The sequence below is a fragment of the Streptococcus sanguinis genome (assembly GCF_050234405.1).
GTDB lineage: Bacteria > Bacillota > Bacilli > Lactobacillales > Streptococcaceae > Streptococcus > Streptococcus sanguinis_W.
Genome location: NZ_CP092117.1, coordinates 527,498 through 550,238, shown reverse-complemented (window position 1 = coordinate 550,238; position 22,741 = coordinate 527,498). Strand labels below are relative to the sequence as shown.

The following is a 22,741-nucleotide window of genomic DNA, read 5'->3' as shown; positions in this document are numbered from 1 at the left end:
AGTTGAGAATATGTTACAATAAAAGTATGAAAGCAGAAAAAATATCCCTTCCACTAGCCCAATTCCCTGAGCAAATACGAACTTATCTAGAGGGAGCAAATTTTTACGACAGCTCCTCACATTCTGCAGCCAGTGTTTTCTATGCTGATACGGGCTATTATTTGAAAATCGACCAAAAAGGCCAGTTAGCCCAAGAAGCCACACTGGCCAAATGGTTTGAGAAGCAAGGGCTCGGTGTGCCTGTCATTCACTACCTGACAGCAGATAAAGACTACCTGCTGACTAAAGAAGCCGAGGGCAAGGACGCCCTAGCCTTTCTCCAACAGCCAGAAGATCTTTGCCAAACGATGGCTGCCGCGCTCAGAAAACTTCATAGCATCCAACCCCAGCATTTCCCAATCCAGCATCGCCTCCAACACTATAAAGAGCAAGCAGAGGAAAATTATCGGAAAGGTTGCTTTTATCAAAAAGCCTTGCTGCCTCAATTTCACATCTCAAGTCGTGAGGAAGCCTACCAGCTTATCCAAGAGCAGGGACACTTACTGACGGTGGATGCCTTGATTCATGGAGATGCCTGCTTGCCTAATTTCATTCTGAAAGACGCAGCAACCTTCTCCTGCTTTATTGACGTTGGCCTCTCCGGCCTTAGCGATCGCCACATTGACCTTTACTGGGCGATCTGGTCTCTTACTTATAATTTATCTGACCCCCAATACGCAGAGCTCTTTCTTGACTACTATGGCAGGAAGGATGTTGATACAGACAAACTGCGCTTGATAGCTGCCTTTGAAGCATTTGGCTAAAAGAAAGGATTCTACCAAAATCTCTTATGAAAATCACAAAAATCGAAAAGAAAAAAAGACTCTACCTCTTGGAGTTGGACGGCAGTGAAAAGCTCTATATTACAGAAGACACCATCGTCCGCTTCATGCTGTCCAAAGGAATGGAAATCACAGAGCAGGAGCTATCAGAAATTCAAGATTATGCCCAATTTTCTTACGGAAAAAATCTAGCTCTTTACCATCTCTCCTTCAAGCAAAGAACTGCTAAGGAAGTTAAAGACTACTTAACGCAGCACGACATCCAACCAGAAACCATCAGCCAGGTCTTGGACAATCTAAAAAAGGATAATTGGATTAATGATAAAAGATATGCTCATTCTTTTATCCAATCTAACTTTCTCACCGGTGACAAAGGCGCTTTTGTTCTCAAGCAAAAACTCAGTCAAAAAGGGATTTCTAGCACTATCATAGAAGACGAATTGAGCCAGTTTGATTTCACTGAACTAACAGACAAGGTTGCCCAAAAGCTACTCAGAAAATACCAGGGAAAACTGCCCAGCAAGGCCTTACAAGATAAAATTCTTCAATCCTTGATAAACAAAGGTTTTTCCTATAGTCAAGCCAAAACCGCCTATCAGCATTTGGAAATCGAAGAAGACCAAGAAAACCAGCAAGAACTGCTCTATAAAGAGCTAGAGAAGCAATACCGCAAGTACTCAAAAAAATACGACGGCTATGACTTAAAACAGCGTCTGACCCAAGCTCTAGCTCGCAAAGGCTATGATTTCTCCGACATCGCCAGCGCTCTGAGAGAATATCTTTAAGATTTTCTATGAAAACTTATGCATTTCTATGAAAATATGTTACAATAAAGAAGATAAACTTATAAATTGTAGAAAGTTGGTAAGTTATGAAACTTCCAAAAGAAGGCGACTTTATTACAATTCAAAGTTATAAGCATGATGGGAATCTTCACCGCACCTGGCGAGATACCATGGTACTAAAGACAACAGAAAACGCCATTATTGGTGTTAATGACCACACATTGGTAACAGAAAGTGACGGCCGACGTTGGGTAACACGTGAACCAGCCATTGTCTATTTTCATAAAAAATACTGGTTTAATATCATTGCCATGATTCGAGACAATGGAACTTCATACTACTGCAACCTAGCCAGCCCTTACTATCTGGATAATGAAGCTCTAAAATACATTGACTATGATTTAGACGTCAAAGTCTTTGCTGATGGTGAAAAACGCCTGTTGGATGTAGAAGAATATGAACGCCACAAAAAGCAGATGCACTATTCTGATGATTTGGATTTCATTCTCAAAGAAAATGTCAAAATCCTAGTTGATTGGATTAACAACGGAAGAGGTCCATTTTCAGATGCTTATGTCAATATTTGGTACAAACGTTATGTTGAACTAAAGAATCGATAAAGTTGTCAAAGAGCGTAAGCTCTTTTTCTTTTGTCTAATTCAGACCTGCCAGAGGTCAAATTCTTGCAATCTCAAGCATTTTCGGGTATCATATAAGAAAATCCAGACTGTAAGAAAGGAGTCTCCCATGGCATTTACAAATACTCTCGGCCGATATGCCAGCTTTGGCATCATGACGAGCCTCCCTGAAGAAATTATAGACTCATTCTGGTACGTTATTGATAACAATCTCAAAGGAGTCTTTGAACTTCGCCCAGTCCTCAAGTTCGAAATCATCAATAGCCAAGGAAGAGTATCTCTTCGCTTCTCACAAAAAAACTTCAACACTATTATTTCATTTGATTTAAACTACCAATTTGACCCTTTCTTTCCTAGAAAAGTCTACATCGTTGATAACAAGGGTAAAGAAACCATTATGCTATCTGACGAATACTCTTTGATGTAGTAAACCAAACTCAGCACATATAAAAACCTCTGAAGGCAACTATTCACTGCTATCAGAGGTTTTTATCTTTAGAATTATTCATATCAAATGGAAAGTATATTTCAGCAGCCTGATACAAACTAAACTTCTGGAACACTAGACTTTAAAATCAAACTAAACCTAGTTGAATAATCAAATCCCTTGCTTTCAAATAGGATTATATAAAGAGACAAAACCAGTAGTTCTAAAAGATTGTATTACTTATTAAATCCAACAATAAGTAAGAAGTCTTAATAACAACATATGTTAGCTAAGTCATAGATACTGGACACACTTTTTTCTTAAAAAAGAAAAAAGATAGATAAGTATATCTATCTTCAATGTTATCTAGTCGGGAAGACAGGATTCGAACCTGCGACACCTTGGTCCCAAACCAAGTACTCTACCAAGCTGAGCTACTTCCCGGTGTTTAAACAATCTAAAAACGGAGCCATAAGGCTTCGTTGCCAAATGCACCCTAGAGGAGTCGAACCTCTAACCGCCTGATTCGTAGTCAGGTACTCTATCCAGTTGAGCTAAGGGTGCTCACTATTCATATTATATTCATTATAGCAAAACTTAAGAAAAAATCAAACAATTAAATGCACCCTAGAGGAGTCGAACCTCTAACCGCCTGATTCGTAGTCAGGTACTCTATCCAGTTGAGCTAAGGGTGCTCATCTTCTTCTACTGCCTCTTACAAGTCTATGCCGAGGACCGGAATCGAACCGGTACGATCGTTACCAATCGCAGGATTTTAAGTCCTGTGCGTCTGCCAGTTCCGCCACCCCGGCCGCCTCAAGCGAACGACGGGATTCGAACCCGCGACCCCCACCTTGGCAAGGTGATGTTCTACCACTGAACTACGTTCGCATCCTATTCAAAAATGCCGGCTACATGACTTGAACACGCGACCCTCTGATTACAAATCAGATGCTCTACCAACTGAGCTAAGCCGGCTCATTATTATCTTATATGCGGGTTAAGGGACTTGAACCCCCACGCCCTAAAGCGCCAGATCCTAAATCTGGTGCGTCTGCCAATTTCGCCAAACCCGCTCTTATGACCCGTACTGGGCTCGAACCAGTGACCCTTTGATTAAAAGTCAAATGCTCTACCAACTGAGCTAACGAGTCTCTTACTTTTATTGAAATCTTCTCGACTTCAACGGTCCCGACGGGAATCGAACCCGCGATCTTCGCCGTGACAGGGCGACGTGATAACCGCTACACTACGGGACCTATTCTTTTCAGAATATGGGAGTTAACGGGATCGAACCGCTGACCCTCTGCTTGTAAGGCAGATGCTCTCCCAGCTGAGCTAAACTCCCTTCGCTAAGCGACTACCATATCTCACAGGGGGCAACCCCCAACTACTTCCGGCGTTCTAGGGCTTAACTGCTGTGTTCGGCATGGGTACAGGTGTATCTCCTAGGCTATCGTCACTTAACTATTGAATTAACTGTCCTGTCCTCTCAGACAAGCCTTGTCAACTCAAAATTGAATACAATATCAAATCTCACATTTCTCTAAACCATTCGCTGCACTCTGATGAATTTCTTATTCTAGGATAAGTCCTCGAGCGATTAGTATTAGTCCGCTCCATGTGTCACCACACTTCCACTCCTAACCTATCAACCTGATCTTCTCTCAGGGCTCTTACTAACTTGCGTTATGGGAAATCTCATCTTGAGGTGGGTTTCACACTTAGATGCTTTCAGCGTTTATCCCTTCCCTACATAGCTACCCAGCGATGCTCTTGGCAGAACAACTGGTACACCAGCGGTAAGTCCACTCTGGTCCTCTCGTACTAGGAGCAGATCCTCTCAAATTTCCTACGCCCGCGACGGATAGGGACCGAACTGTCTCACGACGTTCTGAACCCAGCTCGCGTGCCGCTTTAATGGGCGAACAGCCCAACCCTTGGGACCGACTACAGCCCCAGGATGCGACGAGCCGACATCGAGGTGCCAAACCTCCCCGTCGATGTGAACTCTTGGGGGAGATAAGCCTGTTATCCCCAGGGTAGCTTTTATCCGTTGAGCGATGGCCCTTCCATGCGGAACCACCGGATCACTAAGCCCGACTTTCGTCCCTGCTCGAGTTGTAGCTCTCGCAGTCAAGCTCCCTTATACCTTTACACTCTGCGACTGATTTCCAACCAGTCTGAGGGAACCTTTGGGCGCCTCCGTTACCTTTTAGGAGGCGACCGCCCCAGTCAAACTGCCCGTCAGACACTGTCTCCGTAGATGATAAACCTACCGGGTTAGAGTGGCCATAACACAAGGGTAGTATCCCAACAACGCCTCCATCGAAACTGGCGTCCCGATCTCATAGGCTCCTACCTATCCTGTACATGTGGCACAGACACTCAATATCAAACTGCAGTAAAGCTCCATGGGGTCTTTCCGTCCTGTCGCGGGTAACCTGCATCTTCACAGGTACTAAAATTTCACCGAGTCTCTCGTTGAGACAGTGCCCAAATCATTACGCCTTTCGTGCGGGTCGGAACTTACCCGACAAGGAATTTCGCTACCTTAGGACCGTTATAGTTACGGCCGCCGTTTACTGGGGCTTCAATTCATACCTTCGCGTTACCGCTAAGCACTCCTCTTAACCTTCCAGCACCGGGCAGGCGTCACCCCCTATACATCATCTTACGATTTAGCAGAGAGCTGTGTTTTTGATAAACAGTTGCTTGGGCCTATTCACTGCGGCTGACCAAAGTCAGCACCCCTTCTCCCGAAGTTACGGGGTCATTTTGCCGAGTTCCTTAACGAGAGTTCTCTCGCTCACCTGAGGCTACTCGCCTCGACTACCTGTGTCGGTTTGCGGTACGGGTAGAGTATGATACAACGCTAGAAGCTTTTCTTGGCAGTGTGACATCACTCACTCGCTACTAAACTTCGCTCCCCATCACAGCTCAACGTTATAGGTATAAGCATTTGACTCATACCACGCCTCACTGCTTAGACGTACATCCAATCGTACGCACGAGTTAGCCTACTGCGTCCCTCCATCACTTCATACTCTAGTACAGGAATCTCAACCTGTTGGCCATCGGATACACCTTTCGGTCTCTCCTTAGGTCCCGACTAACCCAGGGCGGACGAGCCTTCCCCTGGAAACCTTAGTCTTACGGTGGACAGGATTCTCACCTGTCTTGCGCTACTCATACCGGCATTCTCACTTCTATGCGTTCCAGCGCTCCTCACGGTACACCTTCTCCACACATAGAACGCTCTCCTACCATACCTATAAAAGGTATCCACAGCTTCGGTAAATTGTTTTAGCCCCGGTACATTTTCGGCGCAGGGTCACTCGACTAGTGAGCTATTACGCACTCTTTGAATGAATAGCTGCTTCTAAGCTAACATCCTAGTTGTCTGTGCAACCCCACATCCTTTTCCACTTAACAATTATTTTGGGACCTTAGCTGGTGGTCTGGGCTGTTTCCCTTTCGACTACGGATCTTAGCACTCGCAGTCTGACTGCCGACCATAATTCATTGGCATTCGGAGTTTATCTGAGATTGGTAATCCGGGATGGACCCCTCACCCAAACAGTGCTCTACCTCCAAGAATCTTCATGTCGACGCTAGCCCTAAAGCTATTTCGGAGAGAACCAGCTATCTCCAAGTTCGTTTGGAATTTCTCCGCTACCCACAAGTCATCCAAGCACTTTTCAACGTGCCCTGGTTCGGTCCTCCAGTGCGTTTTACCGCACCTTCAACCTGCTCATGGGTAGGTCACATGGTTTCGGGTCTACATCATGATACTAAAACGCCCTATTCAGACTCGGTTTCCCTACGGCTCCGTCTCTTCAACTTAACCTCGCATCATAACGTAACTCGCCGGTTCATTCTACAAAAGGCACGCTCTCACCCATGAACGGGCTCGAACTTGTTGTAGGCACACGGTTTCAGGTTCTATTTCACTCCCCTCCCGGGGTGCTTTTCACCTTTCCCTCACGGTACTGGTTCACTATCGGTCACTAGGGAGTATTTAGGGTTGGGAGATGGTCCTCCCAGATTCCGACGGGATTTCACGTGTCCCGCCGTACTCAGGATACTGCTAGGTACAGAATCTATTTAAAATACGAGGCTCTTACTCTCTTTGGCAGACTTTCCCAAGTCATTCTTCTATAAATTCTGAGTCCACATTGCAGTCCTACAACCCCGAAGAGTAAACTCTTCGGTTTGCCCTCCTGCCTCTTCGCTCGCCGCTACTAAGGCAATCGCTTTTGCTTTCTCTTCCTGCAGCTACTTAGATGTTTCAGTTCACTGCGTCTTCCTCCTCATTCCCTTAACAGAAATGGGTAACAGGCATCAACCTGTTGGGTTCCCCCATTCGGACATCCCCGGATCAAGTGCTTACTTACAGCTCCCCGAGGCATTTCGTCGTTTGTCACGTCCTTCATCGGCTCCTAGTGCCAAGGCATCCACCGTGCGCCCTTACTAACTTAACCTTATTTTTGACCTTTCAGTCTTAAACTCATTAATATTCACAGCGTTTTCGGTTTATTTTCTTGTTACTATTTGATATCGGTATTCAATTTTCAATGGACAAGTTCTTTATCTAGTCAAACTAGATAATGGAGCCTAGCGGGATCGAACCGCTGACCTCCTGCGTGCAAAGCAGGCGCTCTCCCAGCTGAGCTAAGGCCCCACATAGCCCTCTCAAAACTAAACAAGACTCAAGTGCATTCCGTGTGTCCTTACGGACTCCTTAGAAAGGAGGTGATCCAGCCGCACCTTCCGATACGGCTACCTTGTTACGACTTCACCCCAATCATCTATCCCACCTTAGGCGGCTGGCTCCTTACGGTTACCTCACCGACTTCGGGTGTTACAAACTCTCGTGGTGTGACGGGCGGTGTGTACAAGGCCCGGGAACGTATTCACCGCGGCGTGCTGATCCGCGATTACTAGCGATTCCGACTTCATGTAGGCGAGTTGCAGCCTACAATCCGAACTGAGACTGGCTTTCAGAGATTAGCTTGCCGTCACCGGCTTGCGACTCGTTGTACCAGCCATTGTAGCACGTGTGTAGCCCAGGTCATAAGGGGCATGATGATTTGACGTCATCCCCACCTTCCTCCGGTTTATTACCGGCAGTCTCGCTAGAGTGCCCAACTCAATGATGGCAACTAACAATAGGGGTTGCGCTCGTTGCGGGACTTAACCCAACATCTCACGACACGAGCTGACGACAACCATGCACCACCTGTCACCTCTGTCCCGAAGGAAAACTCTATCTCTAGAGCGGTCAGAGGGATGTCAAGACCTGGTAAGGTTCTTCGCGTTGCTTCGAATTAAACCACATGCTCCACCGCTTGTGCGGGCCCCCGTCAATTCCTTTGAGTTTCAACCTTGCGGTCGTACTCCCCAGGCGGAGTGCTTAATGCGTTAGCTGCGGCACTAAGCCCCGGAAAGGGCCTAACACCTAGCACTCATCGTTTACGGCGTGGACTACCAGGGTATCTAATCCTGTTTGCTCCCCACGCTTTCGAGCCTCAGCGTCAGTTACAGACCAGAGAGCCGCTTTCGCCACCGGTGTTCCTCCATATATCTACGCATTTCACCGCTACACATGGAATTCCACTCTCCCCTTCTGCACTCAAGTTAAACAGTTTCCAAAGCATACTATGGTTAAGCCACAGCCTTTAACTTCAGACTTATCTAACCGCCTGCGCTCGCTTTACGCCCAATAAATCCGGACAACGCTCGGGACCTACGTATTACCGCGGCTGCTGGCACGTAGTTAGCCGTCCCTTTCTGGTAAGATACCGTCACAGTGTGAACTTTCCACTCTCACACCCGTTCTTCTCTTACAACAGAGCTTTACGATCCGAAAACCTTCTTCACTCACGCGGCGTTGCTCGGTCAGGGTTCCCCCCATTGCCGAAGATTCCCTACTGCTGCCTCCCGTAGGAGTCTGGGCCGTGTCTCAGTCCCAGTGTGGCCGATCACCCTCTCAGGTCGGCTATGTATCGTCGCCTTGGTGAGCCGTTACCTCACCAACTAGCTAATACAACGCAGGTCCATCTGGTAGTGATGCAATTGCATCTTTCAATTAATTATCATGCGATAATTAATATCATGCGGTATTAGCTATCGTTTCCAATAGTTATCCCCCGCTACCAGGCAGGTTACCTACGCGTTACTCACCCGTTCGCAACTCATCCAAGAAGAGCAAGCTCCTCTCTTCAGCGTTCTACTTGCATGTATTAGGCACGCCGCCAGCGTTCGTCCTGAGCCAGGATCAAACTCTCATTAAAAAGTTTGAGTTCGCACTCATTACTGTCCACTGACAGATTTATTTTCTCGTTTTTTTGACAGGTTACATATCTCTATGTCACCCTGCACTTGGTTCGTCTTGTTCAGTTTTCAAAGGGCTTTGTCTTTCGCGACAACTATATTAGTATATCACCTATACCTACCAACTGTCAATACCTTTTTTGATCTTTTTTTATTTTTTTAAAAGTTTATTTTTCAGTTCTAAGTATAAAGTTAATTTCTTTGTGAGCAGGAAGCTGGTTTATGTCACCTGAGTGTATGACTTTCTATAATCTAAAAAGGTTGAGAAAACTGCTCTCAACCCTCTTTTCTTACTTTATTTAACCTCTAAAAGGCCAATATCTCCATCCTCGCGACGATATATAACATTTGTGCTGCTGTCCTCAGCATCGGAATATATGAAGAAATCATGACCCAATAAATCCATCTGCAGAATCGCTTCTTCCAAGTCCATCGGCTTCAAATCTATGTGTTTTGAACGGACAACTTTTGACGGAACTTCTTCTGCTTCTTCAGCAAAGGAATCTGTGAAAAGCTGGCTTGTAGCAACCTTATTGCGATTCTTTCTTTCAATCTTGGTCTTATTTTTACGGATTTGGCGCTCAATCTTATCTGTGACCAAATCAATTGATCCATACATGTCCTGAGAGATATCTTCTGCACGAAGAGTGATGGAGCCTAGCGGAATTGTTACTTCCACTTTCGCAGTTTTTTCACGGTAAACCTTGAGGTTCACACGCGCATCAAGTTCTTGCTCTGCTTGGAAATACTTCTCAATCTTCTCAAGTTTAGAAACTACGTAGTCACGGAGAGCATCTGTTACTTCTAGGTTTTCACCACGGATACTATATTTAAGCATATAAGTACCTTCTTTCTAAACATAAATGTTTTATTTATAATATCATTATAACGCTTTCATTCTTTTTTTGCAAATTTTTTCTTATCTTGCGATTGAAAATGTCAAAATTTCTTTCACTCCTGCTTCCAGCAAGATTTGCTTAGCCAATTGCAAGGTTTTTCCAGTCGTATAAATATCATCAACCAGCAAAATTTTATCTGGTAAATCAACTCCATTCTTAATTTTAAAAGCCTGCTGCGTCTGCAGACGCTCCTCACGTGTCTTACTCGACTGTGCCAGGGTGTCTTTTTTCTCCAAGATATTTCTATATGACAAGTTTGCAGCATCTAAAATCCCCTGCACTTGATTAAAACCTCTCACTTGAAATTTTTCGATACTGACTGGAATCGGAACAATGGTATGCTCTCTAAACATTTTGACTGCTTTTTTAGCTGCTTTTGCAAATACAAAGCGCAATACATAGTCTCCCTGAAACTTGTATTGACTGAAATAATTCTTCATTGCTTCATTATAGGTAAATAGTGACTGATGCTGGACTTGATTCCCCTCTTTCTCCCATTTTTGACAATCTGTGCATAAATCTGATTGCCTGTTGCGAAAACATTGAGGGCAATGCTCTTCAGATATGCATTCAAATTTTTGATAGCAAGTTGAGCAGCAGCTTGGTCCTTCTCCTTTTAATAGAAAAAGCTGTAAAAAACTGCCTTTCTCCTCAATTTGCTCCTTGCATAAAAGACACTCTGTCATAATCCTGCCTCTTTATTCATATCCCTCATTTCCCGAATTGCCTTTTCCATAGCAAGGGTAGTCCCATCATGAAAAAATAGCAACTGTCCAGTCGGTCTATCCATACTACGGCCAACTCGGCCTGAAATCTGAACCAGAGCACTACGACTGAACAGGCGATGATTGGCTTCCAAGACAAAAACATCTACACCAGGAAAGGTTACCCCACGCTCTAAGATAGTCGTTGTCACCAAAATAGTGATCTCCTTGCGACGAAACTGCTCGACAATCTCTAGACGATTTTCTGTTGTGGAGGCGACAAAAGCCAGCTTTTCATCCGGCAGAGCAATCTGCAAAGCCTGAGCAAAATCCTCTCCTCTTTGAATTTCTGCAGCAAATATTAAGAGAGGAAATTGAGTCTTTCTCTGTTTTTGTATATAGTTCAAAAGTTTAGGTGCTATTTTCTTCTTCTGAAGATAATTTTGAAAATCAGATAACCAAACTTTCTGAGGGATGGTCAAGGGATTACCATGAAATCTTCTGGGAAGACTCAGGCGTTTCAACTGGCCTTTTTGAACTCTTTTATCCAGTTCATCTGTGGAAGTGGCTGTCAGAAAAATAGTTGTAGCATCCTCTTTAACTGAACGCTCTACAGCGTGATACAGTATGGGATTATCCACATAAGGAAAGGCGTCTACCTCGTCCACAATCAACAAATCAAATGCTTTATAAAATTTTAAGAGCTGGTGAGTAGTGGCAATCACCAAGGGACTGCGAAAATAAGCTTCTGACTCCCCATGCAGAAGGGCTATTTCACAAGAAAAATCTTCTTTAAGGCGCCGATAAAGCTCTAAACAAACATCAATCCGCGGACTGGCCAAACAGACAGAACCTCCTCTATCAATAACTCTTGCAAGCACTTGGTAAATCATTTCTGTTTTTCCAGCGCCAGTAACAGCATGCACTAACGTATTCTGTCTTTTCTCTAAGGCATCAAGCAAGCCTTTGGAGACCTTCCCCTGAAACTCTGTCAGTTGCCCCTGCCATTTAAGCACCTGATTCTTAGGAAAATCCTCTTGGGGAAAATAGTAGAGTTTTTGGTCACTCCGTACCCGACCCAAGATTAAGCATTCTCTGCAATAATAAGCTCCAACAGGCAGTTGATTTTCTCGTTCAATCAAGCTGTTGCAGCGTCCACAGCGGAGCTTGCCTTTTTCTTCTCGGATACTGGGAATTTCTTTTGCTTTTGCTCGCAAGCTAGGCTCTAACTGATTTTCTGTAAATATCCGTCCTAAACAATCTTGTAACTCTAACATACTTATTTATTCGTAATTTTTTGGCAAAATTCATATTTTCTTGTAAAATATAGTTATGGAATTTAAGACAATTAAAGAAGATGGTATGGTTCAAGAGGAAATTAAAAAATCCCGCTTTATCTGCCATGTAAAACGAGTTTACTCCGAGGAAGAAGCTCGCGCTTTTATCGCGGCTATAAAAAAGGAACATTACAAGGCTACTCATAACTGCTCTGCTTTTATCATTGGAGAAAAGAGCGATATTAAGCGGACCAGTGATGATGGGGAGCCCAGCGGAACAGCCGGAGTTCCTATGCTGGGAGTTCTAGAAAAGCACAATTTGACCAATCTTTGCGTTGTGGTTACTCGCTATTTTGGCGGCATTAAGCTAGGAGCCGGCGGTCTAATTCGAGCTTATGCCGGCAGTGTTGCTCTAGCTATTAAGGAGATTGGACTGGTTGAAATAAAAGAACAGGCCGGCCTGCGCCTAAAACTGTCTTACAGCCAATATCAGGATTTTACGAATTTTCTCAAGGCGGAAAATCTTTCTGAATACGATACTGAATTTACAGATACTGTCTCCACTCTTCTTTTCGTTGACAAAGGTGAAAGAGAACTGCTCAAAGATAAACTGACTGAGTTTTTTAAGGGCAAATTGGGGATAATGGATCAAGGACTGCGCCAAGTAGAAGTTCCCTTGACGCTTTGACATAAAGAAAAGCTATGGCTCTCATAGCTTTTTTATATTTTACAAAGCTCTTATTTCATTTTATACTAATTCTATTAAATTATATTGAGGTATGTATTCTATGTCACGTATTTATCAAAACATTACAGAACTAATTGGGCAAACTCCCATCGTCAAATTGAACAACTTGGTTCCAGAAGGAGCTGCTGAGGTTTATGTGAAGTTAGAGGCTTTCAATCCTGGTTCGTCTGTTAAAGACCGGATTGCTCTCAGCATGATTGAGGCGGCTGAGCGCGATGGCCTTATTAAGCCTGGCGATACCATCGTTGAAGCAACCAGCGGAAATACTGGTATTGGCCTTTCATGGGTTGGAGCAGCCAAAGGCTACAAGGTTGTCATTGTTATGCCAGAAACCATGAGTGTGGAACGCCGCAAGATTATCCAAGCTTATGGTGCTGAGTTAGTCTTGACTCCAGGTAGCGAAGGAATGAAAGGTGCCATTGCAAAAGCACAAGAAATCGCACAAGAACGAAATGGCTGGCTGCCACTGCAATTTAACAATCCGGCCAATCCAGAGGTTCACGAACGAACAACAGGAGCAGAAATTATTGCTGCTTTCGGTGAAACTGGACTGGACGCTTTTGTTGGCGGTGTCGGAACTGGCGGAACTATTTCCGGTGTATCTCACGCTCTCAAAAAAGTTAATCCGGACATCCAAATCTACGCAGTTGAAGCAGACGAATCTGCTATCCTTTCTGGTGAGAAGCCAGGCCCTCACAAAATCCAAGGACTTTCAGCTGGATTCATTCCAGAGACCTTGGATACAGAAGCCTACAACGGTATTGTCCGCGTAACTTCTGATCAAGCACTGGAATTCGGACGCTATATTGGCGGTCATGAAGGCTTCCTAGTGGGGATTTCATCTGCCGCTGCTATTTTCGCAGCTATTAAAGTAGCGAAAAAACTAGGAGCTGGCAAAAAAGTCCTTGCTCTGGCTCCTGATAACGGCGAACGCTACCTGTCTACCGCTCTCTACGAATTTGATGCTTAGTATTTTTTGAAAACATGTCCATTTCAACTTAGCAATCGGCTATGAATTGAATAGCAATTCTATCCAAGCAAAATATCCTGTTCTCTTATGGAACAGGATATTTTTTAAACTTTTTCTTCTTTTAAGAATTTTTTTGCCTCTTTGATCCAGATAGGCAGCTGTCTGCCTAAAGGCTCAAAACCAATTTTACAGCGATCATTTGAAAAGCGGTGGCGTCTAGGGAGGCGGTGCTTTTCTTCTTCTAGGGTCCGCATGGACAGACTGGACTTCCCAGAAAATTCATCATAGTCCACAACCTGTACCAAGACTTGCTGGCCAATCTTTACACTATCATGGATATTTTCAATATAACCCGGACGAATTTCTGAGATATGAATCAGACCAATTGTTCCATTTTCCAGCTCAACAAAAGCTCCATAAGGCTGAATCCCTGTGATTTTGCCTTTTAATTTATCACCGATTTTCATCAGTCTTCTACCTCAATCGCCTCAATCACAACATCTTCCACAGGCTTGTCCATAGCACCCGTTTCAACAGCTGCAATCTTGTCCAAAACGTGGTAGGACGCTTCATCAGCCAGCTGACCAAAGACAGTGTGGCGCCGATCCAAATGCGGTGTTCCTCCCTGACTGGCATAGACTTCAGCGATAGCTTCAGGCCAACCGCCGCGGCTCAACTCCTTAGCCGAATAAGGTAGATTTTTATTTTGAACAATGAAGAATTGACTGCCGTTAGTATTTGGCCCAGCGTTTGCCATAGAAAGAGCCCCACGAATATTGTACAGTTCAGGTGAAAACTCATCTTCAAATTTCTCGCCATAAATAGATTGACCACCCATACCAGTACCAGTTGGATCTCCGCCCTGAATCATAAAGTCCTGAATAATGCGGTGGAAAATCACACCGTCATAATAACCATCTTTAGCAAGGGCAATAAAGTTAGCGACTGTTTTTGGTGCCTGTTCTGGAAACAGCTGAACTGTCATGTCCCCATGATTAGTCTTGATAGTCGCTTTTGGACCTTCTGCTGCTGCAAGTTCTACTTGTGGAAAATGTAATTCTTTTTCTACCATACCTAACTCCTCTAAAGCGGCAAAAATACCGTCTTCTTCTACTGTTTTTGTAATATAATCTGCTCTTTTTCGCAGTTCTTCATGGGAAACACCCATGGCAATGCCAATTCCGGCATAGTCAAACAATTCCAGATCATTGAGCCCGTCGCCAAAAACCATGACATTTTCAGGTTTCAAGCCCAGATGCTCGACAACCTTGGAAACTCCGGCTGCCTTGGAACCTTCTGTCGGAACGACATCTGACGAATGAGGATGCCAGCGAACCAAACGCAGATGCTCCGCTAACGCCTCTGGCAGCTGCAGGCTATCTCCTCTATCTTCAAAGGTCCAAAGCTGATAAATATCCTTGTCTAAATGAAAGTCTGGATCAACAGGCAAATCTGGATAAACCACATCAATAGCCTCTGAAATCAGAGAATTTCGATTGGACAAGGCTGCTCCATGGCTACCAACCAGACCATATTCAATTCCTTCCTCCTGAGCCCAAGCAATATAGGATGTCACTCTATCGGACGGGATAACCGTCTGAGAAATCACCTTCCCTTTGCTGTCCTCGACATAGGCTCCGTTCAGTGTAACGAAAAAGTCTGGCTGCAAAGCTCTCAATTCCGGCACGACACCAAACATTCCTCGACCAGACGCAATACCTGTCAAAATCCCTTTGTCCTTCAACTGCTTGAAAACTGTCTGAATAGAATCTGGGATAAAGCCCGTATCCTTGACTCGTAGGGTATCATCTATATCGAAAAAGACAATTTTTATCTTTTTTGCCTTATACTTTAATTTTACGTCCATGTCTTCTTTTGTCCAATCTTTAATCTTTTCTATTATACCATTAAAAGTCTTCTTGTGGGACAAGATGGTGCTGAAAAGCATAAACAACTGCCTGAGTGCGGTCGCTCACCTCCAATTTGGACAGGATATTGGAGACATGAGTCTTGACCGTTTTGAGGGAAATGAAGAGCTCATCCGCAATCCGTTGATTCTCATACCCCTTGGCTAAAAGCCCCAAAATATCACGCTCGCGAGCTGTCAAATCCTCATGGAGCTCAATATGGTTACGATGATACTCTACTTTCTTGCTGACCTCTGTTTCAATGGCAAATTCTCCCTTGGCCACTTTTTTGATAGCACGGAGAATTTCTTCAGCGCTGGAAGTCTTAAGCATATATCCATGAGCGCCTGCATCCAGAACAGGATAAATTTTTTCATTATCCAGATAAGAAGTCAAAATCAGAATCTTTGCTTCCGGCCACTCTTTTAAAATGGCCAGTGTCGCTTCAATCCCATTCATCTCAGGCATGACAATATCCATGATAATCACATCCGGACGACTTGCCAAAGCCTTCTCCACACCTTCTTTGCCATTGACTGCTTCGGATACCTCTGCTATATCCTCTTGCAGTTCCAGATAACTTTTCAATCCCAATCTGACCATCTGATGGTCATCCACTAACAATATCTTCATGATTTTCTCCTTCTAGTAAAGGTATTGTGATTTCAATAGAAAGACCTTTTCTGGGGGCTGTCAAAAGCTTAAAAGTGCCCGCCATATCCCGTACACGGTCTTCCATATTTTTCAAGCCGTAGCTGAGTTCATCCTGGGCCAGCGGATCAAAACCAATGCCATTATCAGATACCTTGATTTTAAGCTCATTAGGTGCCTGATAGAGGTAAATATCCAACCGACTGGCCTGGGCATGCCGCAGTGTGTTGTTGATAATTTCCTGCATGATTCTGAAGACATGCTCCTCCATCTGTTTAGGTAGATGCCCAACCTGATGATTGAAATGAACATCAATGTCGCTTTTATCAGTCAGCTCCTTGATAATCACATCCATACCTTCGACCAGAGTCTTATTTTCCAACTCTGTAGGTCGCAAATGAAGCAGGAGAATCCGCAAATCCTTCTGGGCTGTGTCCAGAATATCGGCAATCCGCCGCCGTTCTTTTTCGATAATTTTTTCTTCTGTCTGCAGGGTTTGATTTTCAGACTTTTGGAGATTCTCTGTCAAACGATGCAGCCTTCTCTCGAGCTGATGCAGAGAGCTATCCAACTCGGGTTGGTCTGTCGGCTCCAGTCTCCGTCCATCCAGCAAAGACCGAAGATTTTTTTGCACATGGGCTACCGATAGATATTGGATTAAGCGGGCCGCAATCACAATCAGAATGGTCAGTGATAAACCGATAATCACAACAAAGAACACAAAAGACTGCAACAGCTCCAAATCATTAAAGAGCTCCTGCCAAGTGAAATCAAAAATATTGAAAATATAGTGGAAAATGATAAATAAAACAAAGAAAGTATAGAGGAGAATGAGAAAATAATTTGATTTCTTCACTTTCTGACAACCTCCACATTTCCTAAGAAGCTGACGAGAACAATCTTCACTGTCTTATTGGCCCGCTTGTAGTCTGGTGTCGTCAGCGAAATGGTTTCATTGCGCAGTTTGCGAGATGGATGATGCAGAAAGTTCAGCTCCCCGTAAAGAGTATTGATTTGCAGCTGAATTTCCACATCCAGTGGCACAATAATCTTGGTATCACCAAAACCTTTTCGAATGACAATGACGTTATCATGGTTAACCAAAATCACGTCTTCCAAATGAATGGTGTCTTTCCCAACAATGCGCAAGAGATTGATGTCGTGAAATTGACAGCTGTCCTTAGAAAAATGCTGCAGGTCCCCCAACCAGCGATTCTTCTCACTCTGAATTTCCACATCTTCTTCGTAAACGAGATGGGTTTCTTGATTTTCCTTATAGATATAAGGGTAGGCCACAATCATTCCATAAACCAGCGCGAATAAAAGGGCAGCAATGACATAGGGATTGAGCATAATAATGAAAAACAGCATAATCATGGAAGCGACCAGCAGAAAATTCCCTTTTTGCTTGCCGAAGTAATAATAGAGCAACAGCAAAAAAAGGACCAAGATAATGACAACACGTGAAAAATCAGCTGCCAACATGGTCACCAATGCCATGGATAGTAAGACTGTTTCAACAAAGACAAATAATTGAACCTTCCACATAGCCTTTTCCTTTCTCTACCTTCCTATTTTAACAAAATTAGGCCAAAAATCCTCCGTCCAAGGCATGAAATAGGGAAATTTGTCCAGCAAAAAAGAAAAAACCATCCGTTTTAAGCTGAAAAACTTAAAATGGATGGTTTATTAATCAACCATCAGATGAGCTGGAATTAGTTCCATGCCCACTATCTTCAGACGATGAGCTGCTCTTTGAGCTGCTACTAGACGACGAAGATGACGAGCTAGATGATGATGGTGTCGTTGCTTCTGTCACGTAAAGAGTGATTTTTTCATTAGACTTGAGGTCAATTGTCTGACCTGCCGCTGGTGACTGAGAAGTCACCAAATCAGCCTGAGTAGAAGTGACCGAACGGTCAACAACTCGTTCAATTCGGGAAGAAGAAATTCCCATTTGAATCAAGTAAGAACGAGCATTGGCGTAGGTGTACTGCATGCTGCCAAAGTCAGGCATGGACACACTAGTTACTTCTTTGGCCACTGTCAGCTTGATCTTATGATTAGAAGTCAAATCATAGGTCGAACCAGCTGCCGGTGACTGGCGAATGACCTGACCTGGCTCGTACTCATCCGATTCCTCCTCAACAATCTCAATCAATTTCTCAGAAACATTATAGTTTGTTTTCAGATTTTCAACTACGGCCGATTTTGCTTGACCGACATAATCTTCCATCACAAAGGTCTTTGGTCCCTTGGAGATAATCAGGTCAATTTTGCTGCCTTCGCGGCGCTGACTGTTGGCCTGTGGATCGGTTTTAATGACTTTACCAGATTCGACATTGTCGCTGTATTCTTCCTTTTCCTCTCCAACAACCAGCTTCTTAGCTTCAATAGCGGAACGAGCCTCTGCTACAGTCTGACCAGAAACATCTGGCACGCTGGTATTGGACGGGCTGTTATAGAGAAGGACAACAAAAGCTGCCAAAACCAATAGGACTGCAAAGAAAAGCACCTTGTAACGCGTTCTCAAACGACGTTTCTTTGGAACTTTCTTAACCGTATCAGCTGTCTCTTCCTTAACTTCATCCGATTCCGTTTTAGCTGGAGTTGGCTTAACAGGTGGAACTGCTGGCTGCGGTACAGGTGAGATTTTTGGTAAGGTCTTGGTGTCTGCTTTCGCTACATCATCAAAAACTAATTTCTTTTCATTGCGACGCTCATAAGATAAGCTGCTGGACAAGTCAACATACATCTCTGCAACTGACTGATAACGATCCGTCAGTTTTTTGGCTGTTGCCTTAATGACGACATTTTCCAAGGCCTGAGGAACATTAGGATTTTCAGAAATGATGGATGGCAGCGGCTTTTGGAAATGCTGAAGGGCAATCGTAACGGCACTATCCCCATCATAAGGGATATGACCTGTCAACATCTCATAAAAAATAATCCCCATCGCATAAATGTCACTCTGAACAGTTGCTTTAGAACCACGCGCCTGCTCAGGCGATAGATAATGAACCGAGCCCAGCATTGAGTTAGTCTGAGTCAGACTTGTCTCCGCAAAGGCCACCGCAATCCCAAAGTCTGTTACCTTGGCATTGCCATCTGGGGTCAAGAGGACATTTTGTGGTTTCAGGTCACGATGGACAATACCGCGTGTATGCGCTAAGCGCATTGCCAGCAAGATTTGTCCCATGATTCTGACTGCTTCTTCATTTGAAATCGGAGAATTCTCTTTGATATAGCGCTTGAGGTCAAGACCTGCCACGTATTCCATAGCCAGATACTGCTGGCCATCTTCTTCCCCAATATCAGTAATCCGAACGATGTGCGGATGGTCCAAGTCAGCCATCGCCTTGGCTTCCCGCTGGAAACGCGCGACAGCGATAGGATCTGTCTGGTAATTGGTCCTAAGAACCTTTACCGCAACTTCCTCACCATCCAAAATCAAGTCCTTGGCCAAATAGACATCTGCCATGCCTCCGCGGCCAATCTGCTTGATGATTTTATATCGCCCGGCAAAGATTTTGCCGATTTGAATCATGCCTTATCCTCCTTGTCAAAGCGAACCAGAGCAACTGTGATGTTATCCAGCCCTCCAGCATTGTTGGCAAAGCGAATTAAGGTTCCAGTTTTTTCAGACAGGCTGATGTCGCTGGTGACAATGTCACAAATTTCACTGTCTGAAATCATATTGGTCAGACCGTCACTATTAAGCAGAAGGTAGTCACCATCTTCCAAGGTAATCATGCCATAGTCAGGCTGTACTTCGTCTTTTTGACCAATAGACTGGGTAATGATATTCTTCTGCGGATGACGCTCTGCTTCTTCTGGAGTAATCTGTCCAGCTTTCAATAAAGCATTAACAAGCGAGTGATCATTAGTCAGCTGACGGTATTCATCACCACGGATCAAACCGATGCGAGAATCACCGATATGGGCATAGATGGCTTGATTATCAATAATAGCCAAGGCTTCCAAAGTCGTTCCCATGCCCTTGTATTCTTCATCTTGACCAAATTGATGAATGCGCTGATTTTCCTCTTCCAAGTGCTCCGCAAACCATTCACGCACCTGATTCACCGAATCAATCTGTGTATCAACCCAGGCAGCTCCTAAGTCTGTCACAGCCATTTCGCTGGCAATGTTTCCAGCTCTGTGACCGCCCATACCATCTGCCAAGATGATTAGGGTCTTGCCAGCCCGATTCACAAAAAGATTGGCATAATCTTGGTTATTTGTACGCTTTTGACCAACATCTGTTAATAATGAAATTTCCATACTGTCAGTTTCCTCCTCTTATTCCGATATCTTCCTAAATTGACTGATAAAAAATCCGTCGCTTTCATATAATTCCGGCGTAATTAAGATACAGCCGTCTTTGACGATATCTTTTCTTTCATGGTCTAATAAGACTTGCTCAAAGTTCGGATGACTGGCCAGAAATTTCTCGACAACCTCAAAATTCTCTTTGGCCATAATCGTGCAAGTACTATAAGCTATTATACCACCTTTACGTAGACTTTGACAAACGCTGTCTAGTATATCCAGCTGAATTTTTTGTAAATTCTCAAAATCTGCATTTTCTTTATTATATTTTATATCCGGTTTGCGGCGAATTAAGCCAATACCTGAGCAAGGAGCGTCCACCAGGATTTTATCGAAAGCATCTGGGCCAAAAGTCTCAAATACCTTGGTCGCGTCCAGCTTTTTAGTTGTGATTTTATCTGCCAAGCCCACTCTTTCTGCATTTTCTTCTACGAGCTCTAACTTATGATCGTAGAGGTCCAAGGCTGTAATGTGGCCGCTCGTCAGATAGGAAGCCATGTGAACAGTCTTGCCCCCCGGTGCACTGCAGGCATCCAAAATCTCCTCCTCTCCTTCGATGTCCAGAGTTGGAGCAACAAGCTGGCTAGACTCATCCTGAATCGTAATCGCTCCGCTTTCAAAGAGCTGATGCCCAGCAAAATGCCCCTGTCTTTTAACCAAGGCTGACGGAGATAAAAGCGAGTTCTCAGCCCCTAAAAGCTGACGAAACTCTGCCTTTCGCGACATATCCGTCACGCGAATGCTGGCCTTACTACGAACAAAGAGACTGGCAAAGATAGCTAGAGCTCTTTCTTCGCCATACTCTTCTATCAGGTCTTTGACCAGCCAGACCGGCAGAGAATACTGAATCGAATAGCGCTTGTTTTTGCGCTTGATTGTTTTAAAATCAGCTACACCCTCACGCTCAATCCTACGTAACAAGGCATTGATAAATTTCTCACTGCCGCGTTTACGGATTTTCGCAATTTCAACAGCCTCATGAACAGTTGCATGCTGAGGGATTTTGTCCAGATAGAGCATCTGGTACAGACTGAGCATAAGCAGAATGTAGAGCCAGTTATCTAATTTGTCCCTATCCTCAATCAGATGGGATAGATACCATTCCAGAGTGATTTTCCGAGCAACTGTGCCGTAAACCAGCTCTGTTACCAGACCTTTATCTGCTTGACTCAGCGGACTTTGACTCAGAGCTCGGTTTAAGGCGATATTGGAATAGGCTCCTTCTTCAAAAACTTCTTCCAAAATTTCCAAGGCCTGCCAACGGGCCGTTTTATGCTTACTTTCCAAAAGTATCTCCTAGGGACAGGCTGCGGCCCAGTCCATTCAAAAAATCAACGATAGCCATCTTGGGCTTGCCAGCAGGCTGAACTGTCTTCAGCGAGAGAGCTCCCTGACCAGCTGCGACCACCAGCTCTTTTTTACTAATAGACAATATCTGTCCAGGCTGACCGTCGCCAGACGCCATATCTGCTTCGTAAATCTTAAAGCGTTGCCCCTGCAGCAAGGTATGAGCTACTGGCCAAGGATACATGCCGCGAATTTGATTGAAAATTTGGCGGTTTGTTTTGCTCCAGTCTATCCGCTCTTCTTCTGGACTGATATTCGGAGAGAAAGTGACCTGGCTAGGATCCTGCGGCTGAGGGATAATCTGCCCTGCCCTATAAGCTGGCAGAACATCCAATAACAGGTCTCGACCGATAAGCGCCAATTTTTCAAAGAGAGTTCCGACATTGTCAGTCTCTTCAATCGGCGTCGCCTTGCTGGCTATCATGTCTCCAGCATCCATTTCCTTGACCATTTCCATAATCGTAACACCCGCTTGCTCATCTCCATTGATCAGAGCATAGTGAATGGGAGCTCCACCTCGGTATTTAGGCAACAAGGAGGCATGAACATTCACCGCAAAGTCAACACTGTCTAGCAAGCGGCTAGGTAAAAACTGCCCAAAAGCAGCTGTGACAATACCGTCTGCTTCTAAGTTCATCAACTCCTCTAAATCCGAGCTTTGAGCCAGCTTCTCCGGTTGATAAACTTGCAGCCCGTATTCCAAGGCCAGCTCTTTTACTGGAGTCATGCAAATCTCTCTTTTTCGACCGACGGCACGGTCCGGCTGCGTTACCACTGCTAACACTTCATATTGACCGCTGTCCAGCAGCCCTTTTAGGACAGTCGCTGAGAAGTCCGGTGTTCCCATAAATATTATTTTCATCATTTTCAACTATTGATTCCTTCTTTGTTCCTTCCCT

Annotated in this window: 18 protein-coding genes, 11 tRNA genes and 3 rRNA genes; 6 read left to right on the top strand and 26 right to left on the bottom strand. The window is 44.4% G+C overall.

Translation table 11 applies throughout. The features are described from left to right. Nucleotides 1–26: 26 nt before the first annotated feature. The 4 genes from MFP28_RS02805 (at nt 27) to MFP28_RS02790 (ending at nt 2,671) form a co-directional block, all read left to right on the top strand. Complete coding sequence (locus MFP28_RS02805) at nt 27–803, top strand: aminoglycoside 3'-phosphotransferase (RefSeq protein WP_002905833.1); 777 nt, start codon at nt 27–29, stop codon at nt 801–803. Between the two features lie 26 nt (nt 804–829). Beyond that, nucleotides 830–1,606, top strand: a complete 777-nt coding sequence (gene recX, locus MFP28_RS02800) for a recombination regulator RecX (protein ID WP_002905832.1) — start codon at nt 830–832, stop codon at nt 1,604–1,606. Nucleotides 1,607–1,692: 86 nt separating this feature from the next. Continuing rightward, nucleotides 1,693–2,226: a nucleoside tri-diphosphate phosphatase gene (gene ntdP / locus MFP28_RS02795; protein WP_002896978.1), complete on the top strand. Its 534-nt coding sequence runs from the start codon at nt 1,693–1,695 to the stop codon at nt 2,224–2,226. 127 nt (nt 2,227–2,353) lie between these two features. Then, nucleotides 2,354–2,671, top strand: coding sequence for a DUF960 domain-containing protein (locus tag MFP28_RS02790; RefSeq protein WP_002905830.1), 318 nt, complete (start codon nt 2,354–2,356; stop codon nt 2,669–2,671). Nucleotides 2,672–3,041: 370 nt separating this feature from the next. Here the strand turns inward: MFP28_RS02790 and MFP28_RS02785 are convergent. From MFP28_RS02785 to MFP28_RS02705, 17 genes are all read right to left on the bottom strand, one after another. Beyond that, nucleotides 3,042–3,115: transfer RNA gene (locus tag MFP28_RS02785), tRNA-Pro, on the bottom strand. Between the two features lie 46 nt (nt 3,116–3,161). Then, nucleotides 3,162–3,235: transfer RNA gene (locus MFP28_RS02780), tRNA-Arg, on the bottom strand. Between the two features lie 57 nt (nt 3,236–3,292). Beyond that, a tRNA-Arg gene (locus MFP28_RS02775) sits at nt 3,293–3,366 on the bottom strand. Between the two features lie 31 nt (nt 3,367–3,397). Next, nucleotides 3,398–3,483 (bottom strand) — tRNA-Leu (locus MFP28_RS02770). 7 nt (nt 3,484–3,490) lie between these two features. Continuing rightward, nucleotides 3,491–3,562 (bottom strand) — tRNA-Gly (locus tag MFP28_RS02765). Nucleotides 3,563–3,576: 14 nt separating this feature from the next. Further along, nucleotides 3,577–3,649, bottom strand: a tRNA-Thr gene (locus MFP28_RS02760). A 16-nt stretch (nt 3,650–3,665) separates the two neighbouring features. Next, nucleotides 3,666–3,747 (bottom strand) — tRNA-Leu (locus MFP28_RS02755). A gap of 5 nt (nt 3,748–3,752) precedes the next feature. Then, nucleotides 3,753–3,825, bottom strand: a tRNA-Lys gene (locus MFP28_RS02750). Nucleotides 3,826–3,857: 32 nt separating this feature from the next. Beyond that, a tRNA-Asp gene (locus MFP28_RS02745) sits at nt 3,858–3,930 on the bottom strand. Between the two features lie 16 nt (nt 3,931–3,946). Beyond that, nucleotides 3,947–4,019, bottom strand: a tRNA-Val gene (locus MFP28_RS02740). 3 nt (nt 4,020–4,022) lie between these two features. Next, nucleotides 4,023–4,138 (bottom strand): 5S ribosomal RNA (gene rrf, locus MFP28_RS02735). A gap of 116 nt (nt 4,139–4,254) precedes the next feature. After that, nucleotides 4,255–7,155 (bottom strand): 23S ribosomal RNA (locus MFP28_RS02730). Between the two features lie 127 nt (nt 7,156–7,282). Next, nucleotides 7,283–7,355: transfer RNA gene (locus MFP28_RS02725), tRNA-Ala, on the bottom strand. Between the two features lie 64 nt (nt 7,356–7,419). Then, nucleotides 7,420–8,967: ribosomal RNA gene (locus MFP28_RS02720) — 16S ribosomal RNA — on the bottom strand. The 16S, 23S and 5S rRNA genes sit together here with 11 tRNA genes alongside, the layout of an rRNA operon. Nucleotides 8,968–9,302: 335 nt before the next feature. Continuing rightward, on the bottom strand, nt 9,303–9,845 hold the full coding sequence (gene hpf, locus MFP28_RS02715; protein ID WP_002903257.1) for a ribosome hibernation-promoting factor, HPF/YfiA family: 543 nt from the start codon (nt 9,843–9,845) through the stop codon (nt 9,303–9,305). Between the two features lie 81 nt (nt 9,846–9,926). After that, the gene (locus MFP28_RS02710) at nt 9,927–10,592 is read right to left on the bottom strand and encodes a ComF family protein (RefSeq protein ID WP_002896976.1); all 666 of its coding nucleotides are present in this window, start codon (nt 10,590–10,592) and stop codon (nt 9,927–9,929) included. Further along, nucleotides 10,589–11,887, bottom strand: a complete 1,299-nt coding sequence (locus MFP28_RS02705; protein WP_002908182.1) for a DEAD/DEAH box helicase — start codon at nt 11,885–11,887, stop codon at nt 10,589–10,591. Before MFP28_RS02705 ends, MFP28_RS02710 begins: the two co-directional genes overlap by 4 nt. A gap of 55 nt (nt 11,888–11,942) precedes the next feature. Here MFP28_RS02705 and MFP28_RS02700 point away from each other — a divergent pair, with 55 nt between their 5' ends. Together MFP28_RS02700 and cysK are read left to right on the top strand one after the other, a co-directional pair. Beyond that, a complete protein-coding gene (locus MFP28_RS02700; protein ID WP_002908181.1) occupies nt 11,943–12,575 on the top strand; it encodes a YigZ family protein in 633 nt (210 codons plus the stop codon). A gap of 100 nt (nt 12,576–12,675) precedes the next feature. Next, entirely contained in the window at nt 12,676–13,605 is a 930-nt protein-coding gene (cysK, locus tag MFP28_RS02695) for a cysteine synthase A (RefSeq protein ID WP_002908179.1), read from the top strand. A gap of 104 nt (nt 13,606–13,709) precedes the next feature. Here cysK and MFP28_RS02690 read toward each other — a convergent pair whose 3' ends face one another. From MFP28_RS02690 to fmt, 9 genes are all read right to left on the bottom strand, one after another. Then, nucleotides 13,710–14,072, bottom strand: coding sequence for a S1 RNA-binding domain-containing protein (locus tag MFP28_RS02690; protein ID WP_002901252.1), 363 nt, complete (start codon nt 14,070–14,072; stop codon nt 13,710–13,712). Beyond that, nucleotides 14,072–15,472 (bottom strand): bifunctional Cof-type HAD-IIB family hydrolase/peptidylprolyl isomerase, encoded by a 1,401-nt coding sequence (locus MFP28_RS02685; RefSeq protein ID WP_032916322.1) that lies wholly within the window; start codon nt 15,470–15,472, stop codon nt 14,072–14,074. The genes MFP28_RS02690 and MFP28_RS02685 overlap by 1 nt, the downstream gene beginning before the upstream one ends. 40 nt (nt 15,473–15,512) lie before the next feature. Then, entirely contained in the window at nt 15,513–16,145 is a 633-nt protein-coding gene (locus MFP28_RS02680) for a response regulator transcription factor (RefSeq protein WP_223331434.1), read from the bottom strand. Beyond that, nucleotides 16,123–17,019, bottom strand: coding sequence for a sensor histidine kinase (locus MFP28_RS02675; RefSeq protein WP_002908175.1), 897 nt, complete (start codon nt 17,017–17,019; stop codon nt 16,123–16,125). The genes MFP28_RS02680 and MFP28_RS02675 overlap by 23 nt, the downstream gene beginning before the upstream one ends. Next, nucleotides 17,016–17,711 carry a cell wall-active antibiotics response protein LiaF gene (gene liaF, locus MFP28_RS02670; RefSeq protein WP_002893496.1) on the bottom strand — a complete coding sequence of 232 codons (696 nt, stop codon included), beginning with the start codon at nt 17,709–17,711 and terminating at the stop codon, nt 17,016–17,018. The genes MFP28_RS02675 and liaF overlap by 4 nt, the downstream gene beginning before the upstream one ends. A 145-nt stretch (nt 17,712–17,856) precedes the next feature. Further along, entirely contained in the window at nt 17,857–19,710 is a 1,854-nt protein-coding gene (gene pknB / locus MFP28_RS02665; protein ID WP_002908174.1) for a Stk1 family PASTA domain-containing Ser/Thr kinase, read from the bottom strand. Then, nucleotides 19,707–20,447 carry a Stp1/IreP family PP2C-type Ser/Thr phosphatase gene (locus MFP28_RS02660; RefSeq protein WP_002908173.1) on the bottom strand — a complete coding sequence of 247 codons (741 nt, stop codon included), beginning with the start codon at nt 20,445–20,447 and terminating at the stop codon, nt 19,707–19,709. Before MFP28_RS02660 ends, pknB begins: the two co-directional genes overlap by 4 nt. Before the next feature lie 18 nt (nt 20,448–20,465). Continuing rightward, complete coding sequence (gene rsmB, locus MFP28_RS02655; protein WP_002908172.1) at nt 20,466–21,782, bottom strand: 16S rRNA (cytosine(967)-C(5))-methyltransferase RsmB; 1,317 nt, start codon at nt 21,780–21,782, stop codon at nt 20,466–20,468. After that, complete coding sequence (gene fmt / locus MFP28_RS02650; RefSeq protein WP_032916217.1) at nt 21,772–22,707, bottom strand: methionyl-tRNA formyltransferase; 936 nt, start codon at nt 22,705–22,707, stop codon at nt 21,772–21,774. Before fmt ends, rsmB begins: the two co-directional genes overlap by 11 nt. Between the last annotated feature and the right edge of the window lie 34 nt (nt 22,708–22,741).

Excerpts from the sequence above, each read along its gene's own strand:
- hpf (WP_002903257.1), bottom strand. The coding sequence starts at position 9,845 with ATGCTTAAATATAGTATCCGTGGTGAAAACCTAGAAGTAACAGATGCT.
- recX (WP_002905832.1), top strand. The coding sequence starts at position 830 with ATGAAAATCACAAAAATCGAAAAGAAAAAAAGACTCTACCTCTTGGAG.
- MFP28_RS02680 (WP_223331434.1), bottom strand. The coding sequence starts at position 16,145 with ATGAAGATATTGTTAGTGGATGACCATCAGATGGTCAGATTGGGATTG.
- MFP28_RS02705 (WP_002908182.1), bottom strand. The coding sequence starts at position 11,887 with ATGTTAGAGTTACAAGATTGTTTAGGACGGATATTTACAGAAAATCAG.
- MFP28_RS02690 (WP_002901252.1), bottom strand. The coding sequence starts at position 14,072 with ATGAAAATCGGTGATAAATTAAAAGGCAAAATCACAGGGATTCAGCCT.
- MFP28_RS02805 (WP_002905833.1), top strand. The coding sequence starts at position 27 with ATGAAAGCAGAAAAAATATCCCTTCCACTAGCCCAATTCCCTGAGCAA.
- pknB (WP_002908174.1), bottom strand. The coding sequence starts at position 19,710 with ATGATTCAAATCGGCAAAATCTTTGCCGGGCGATATAAAATCATCAAG.
- MFP28_RS02710 (WP_002896976.1), bottom strand. The coding sequence starts at position 10,592 with ATGACAGAGTGTCTTTTATGCAAGGAGCAAATTGAGGAGAAAGGCAGT.
- MFP28_RS02790 (WP_002905830.1), top strand. The coding sequence starts at position 2,354 with ATGGCATTTACAAATACTCTCGGCCGATATGCCAGCTTTGGCATCATG.
- cysK (WP_002908179.1), top strand. The coding sequence starts at position 12,676 with ATGTCACGTATTTATCAAAACATTACAGAACTAATTGGGCAAACTCCC.
- fmt (WP_032916217.1), bottom strand. The coding sequence starts at position 22,707 with ATGATGAAAATAATATTTATGGGAACACCGGACTTCTCAGCGACTGTC.
- ntdP (WP_002896978.1), top strand. The coding sequence starts at position 1,693 with ATGAAACTTCCAAAAGAAGGCGACTTTATTACAATTCAAAGTTATAAG.
- MFP28_RS02700 (WP_002908181.1), top strand. The coding sequence starts at position 11,943 with ATGGAATTTAAGACAATTAAAGAAGATGGTATGGTTCAAGAGGAAATT.
- liaF (WP_002893496.1), bottom strand. The coding sequence starts at position 17,711 with ATGTGGAAGGTTCAATTATTTGTCTTTGTTGAAACAGTCTTACTATCC.
- MFP28_RS02685 (WP_032916322.1), bottom strand. The coding sequence starts at position 15,472 with ATGGACGTAAAATTAAAGTATAAGGCAAAAAAGATAAAAATTGTCTTT.
- MFP28_RS02660 (WP_002908173.1), bottom strand. The coding sequence starts at position 20,447 with ATGGAAATTTCATTATTAACAGATGTTGGTCAAAAGCGTACAAATAAC.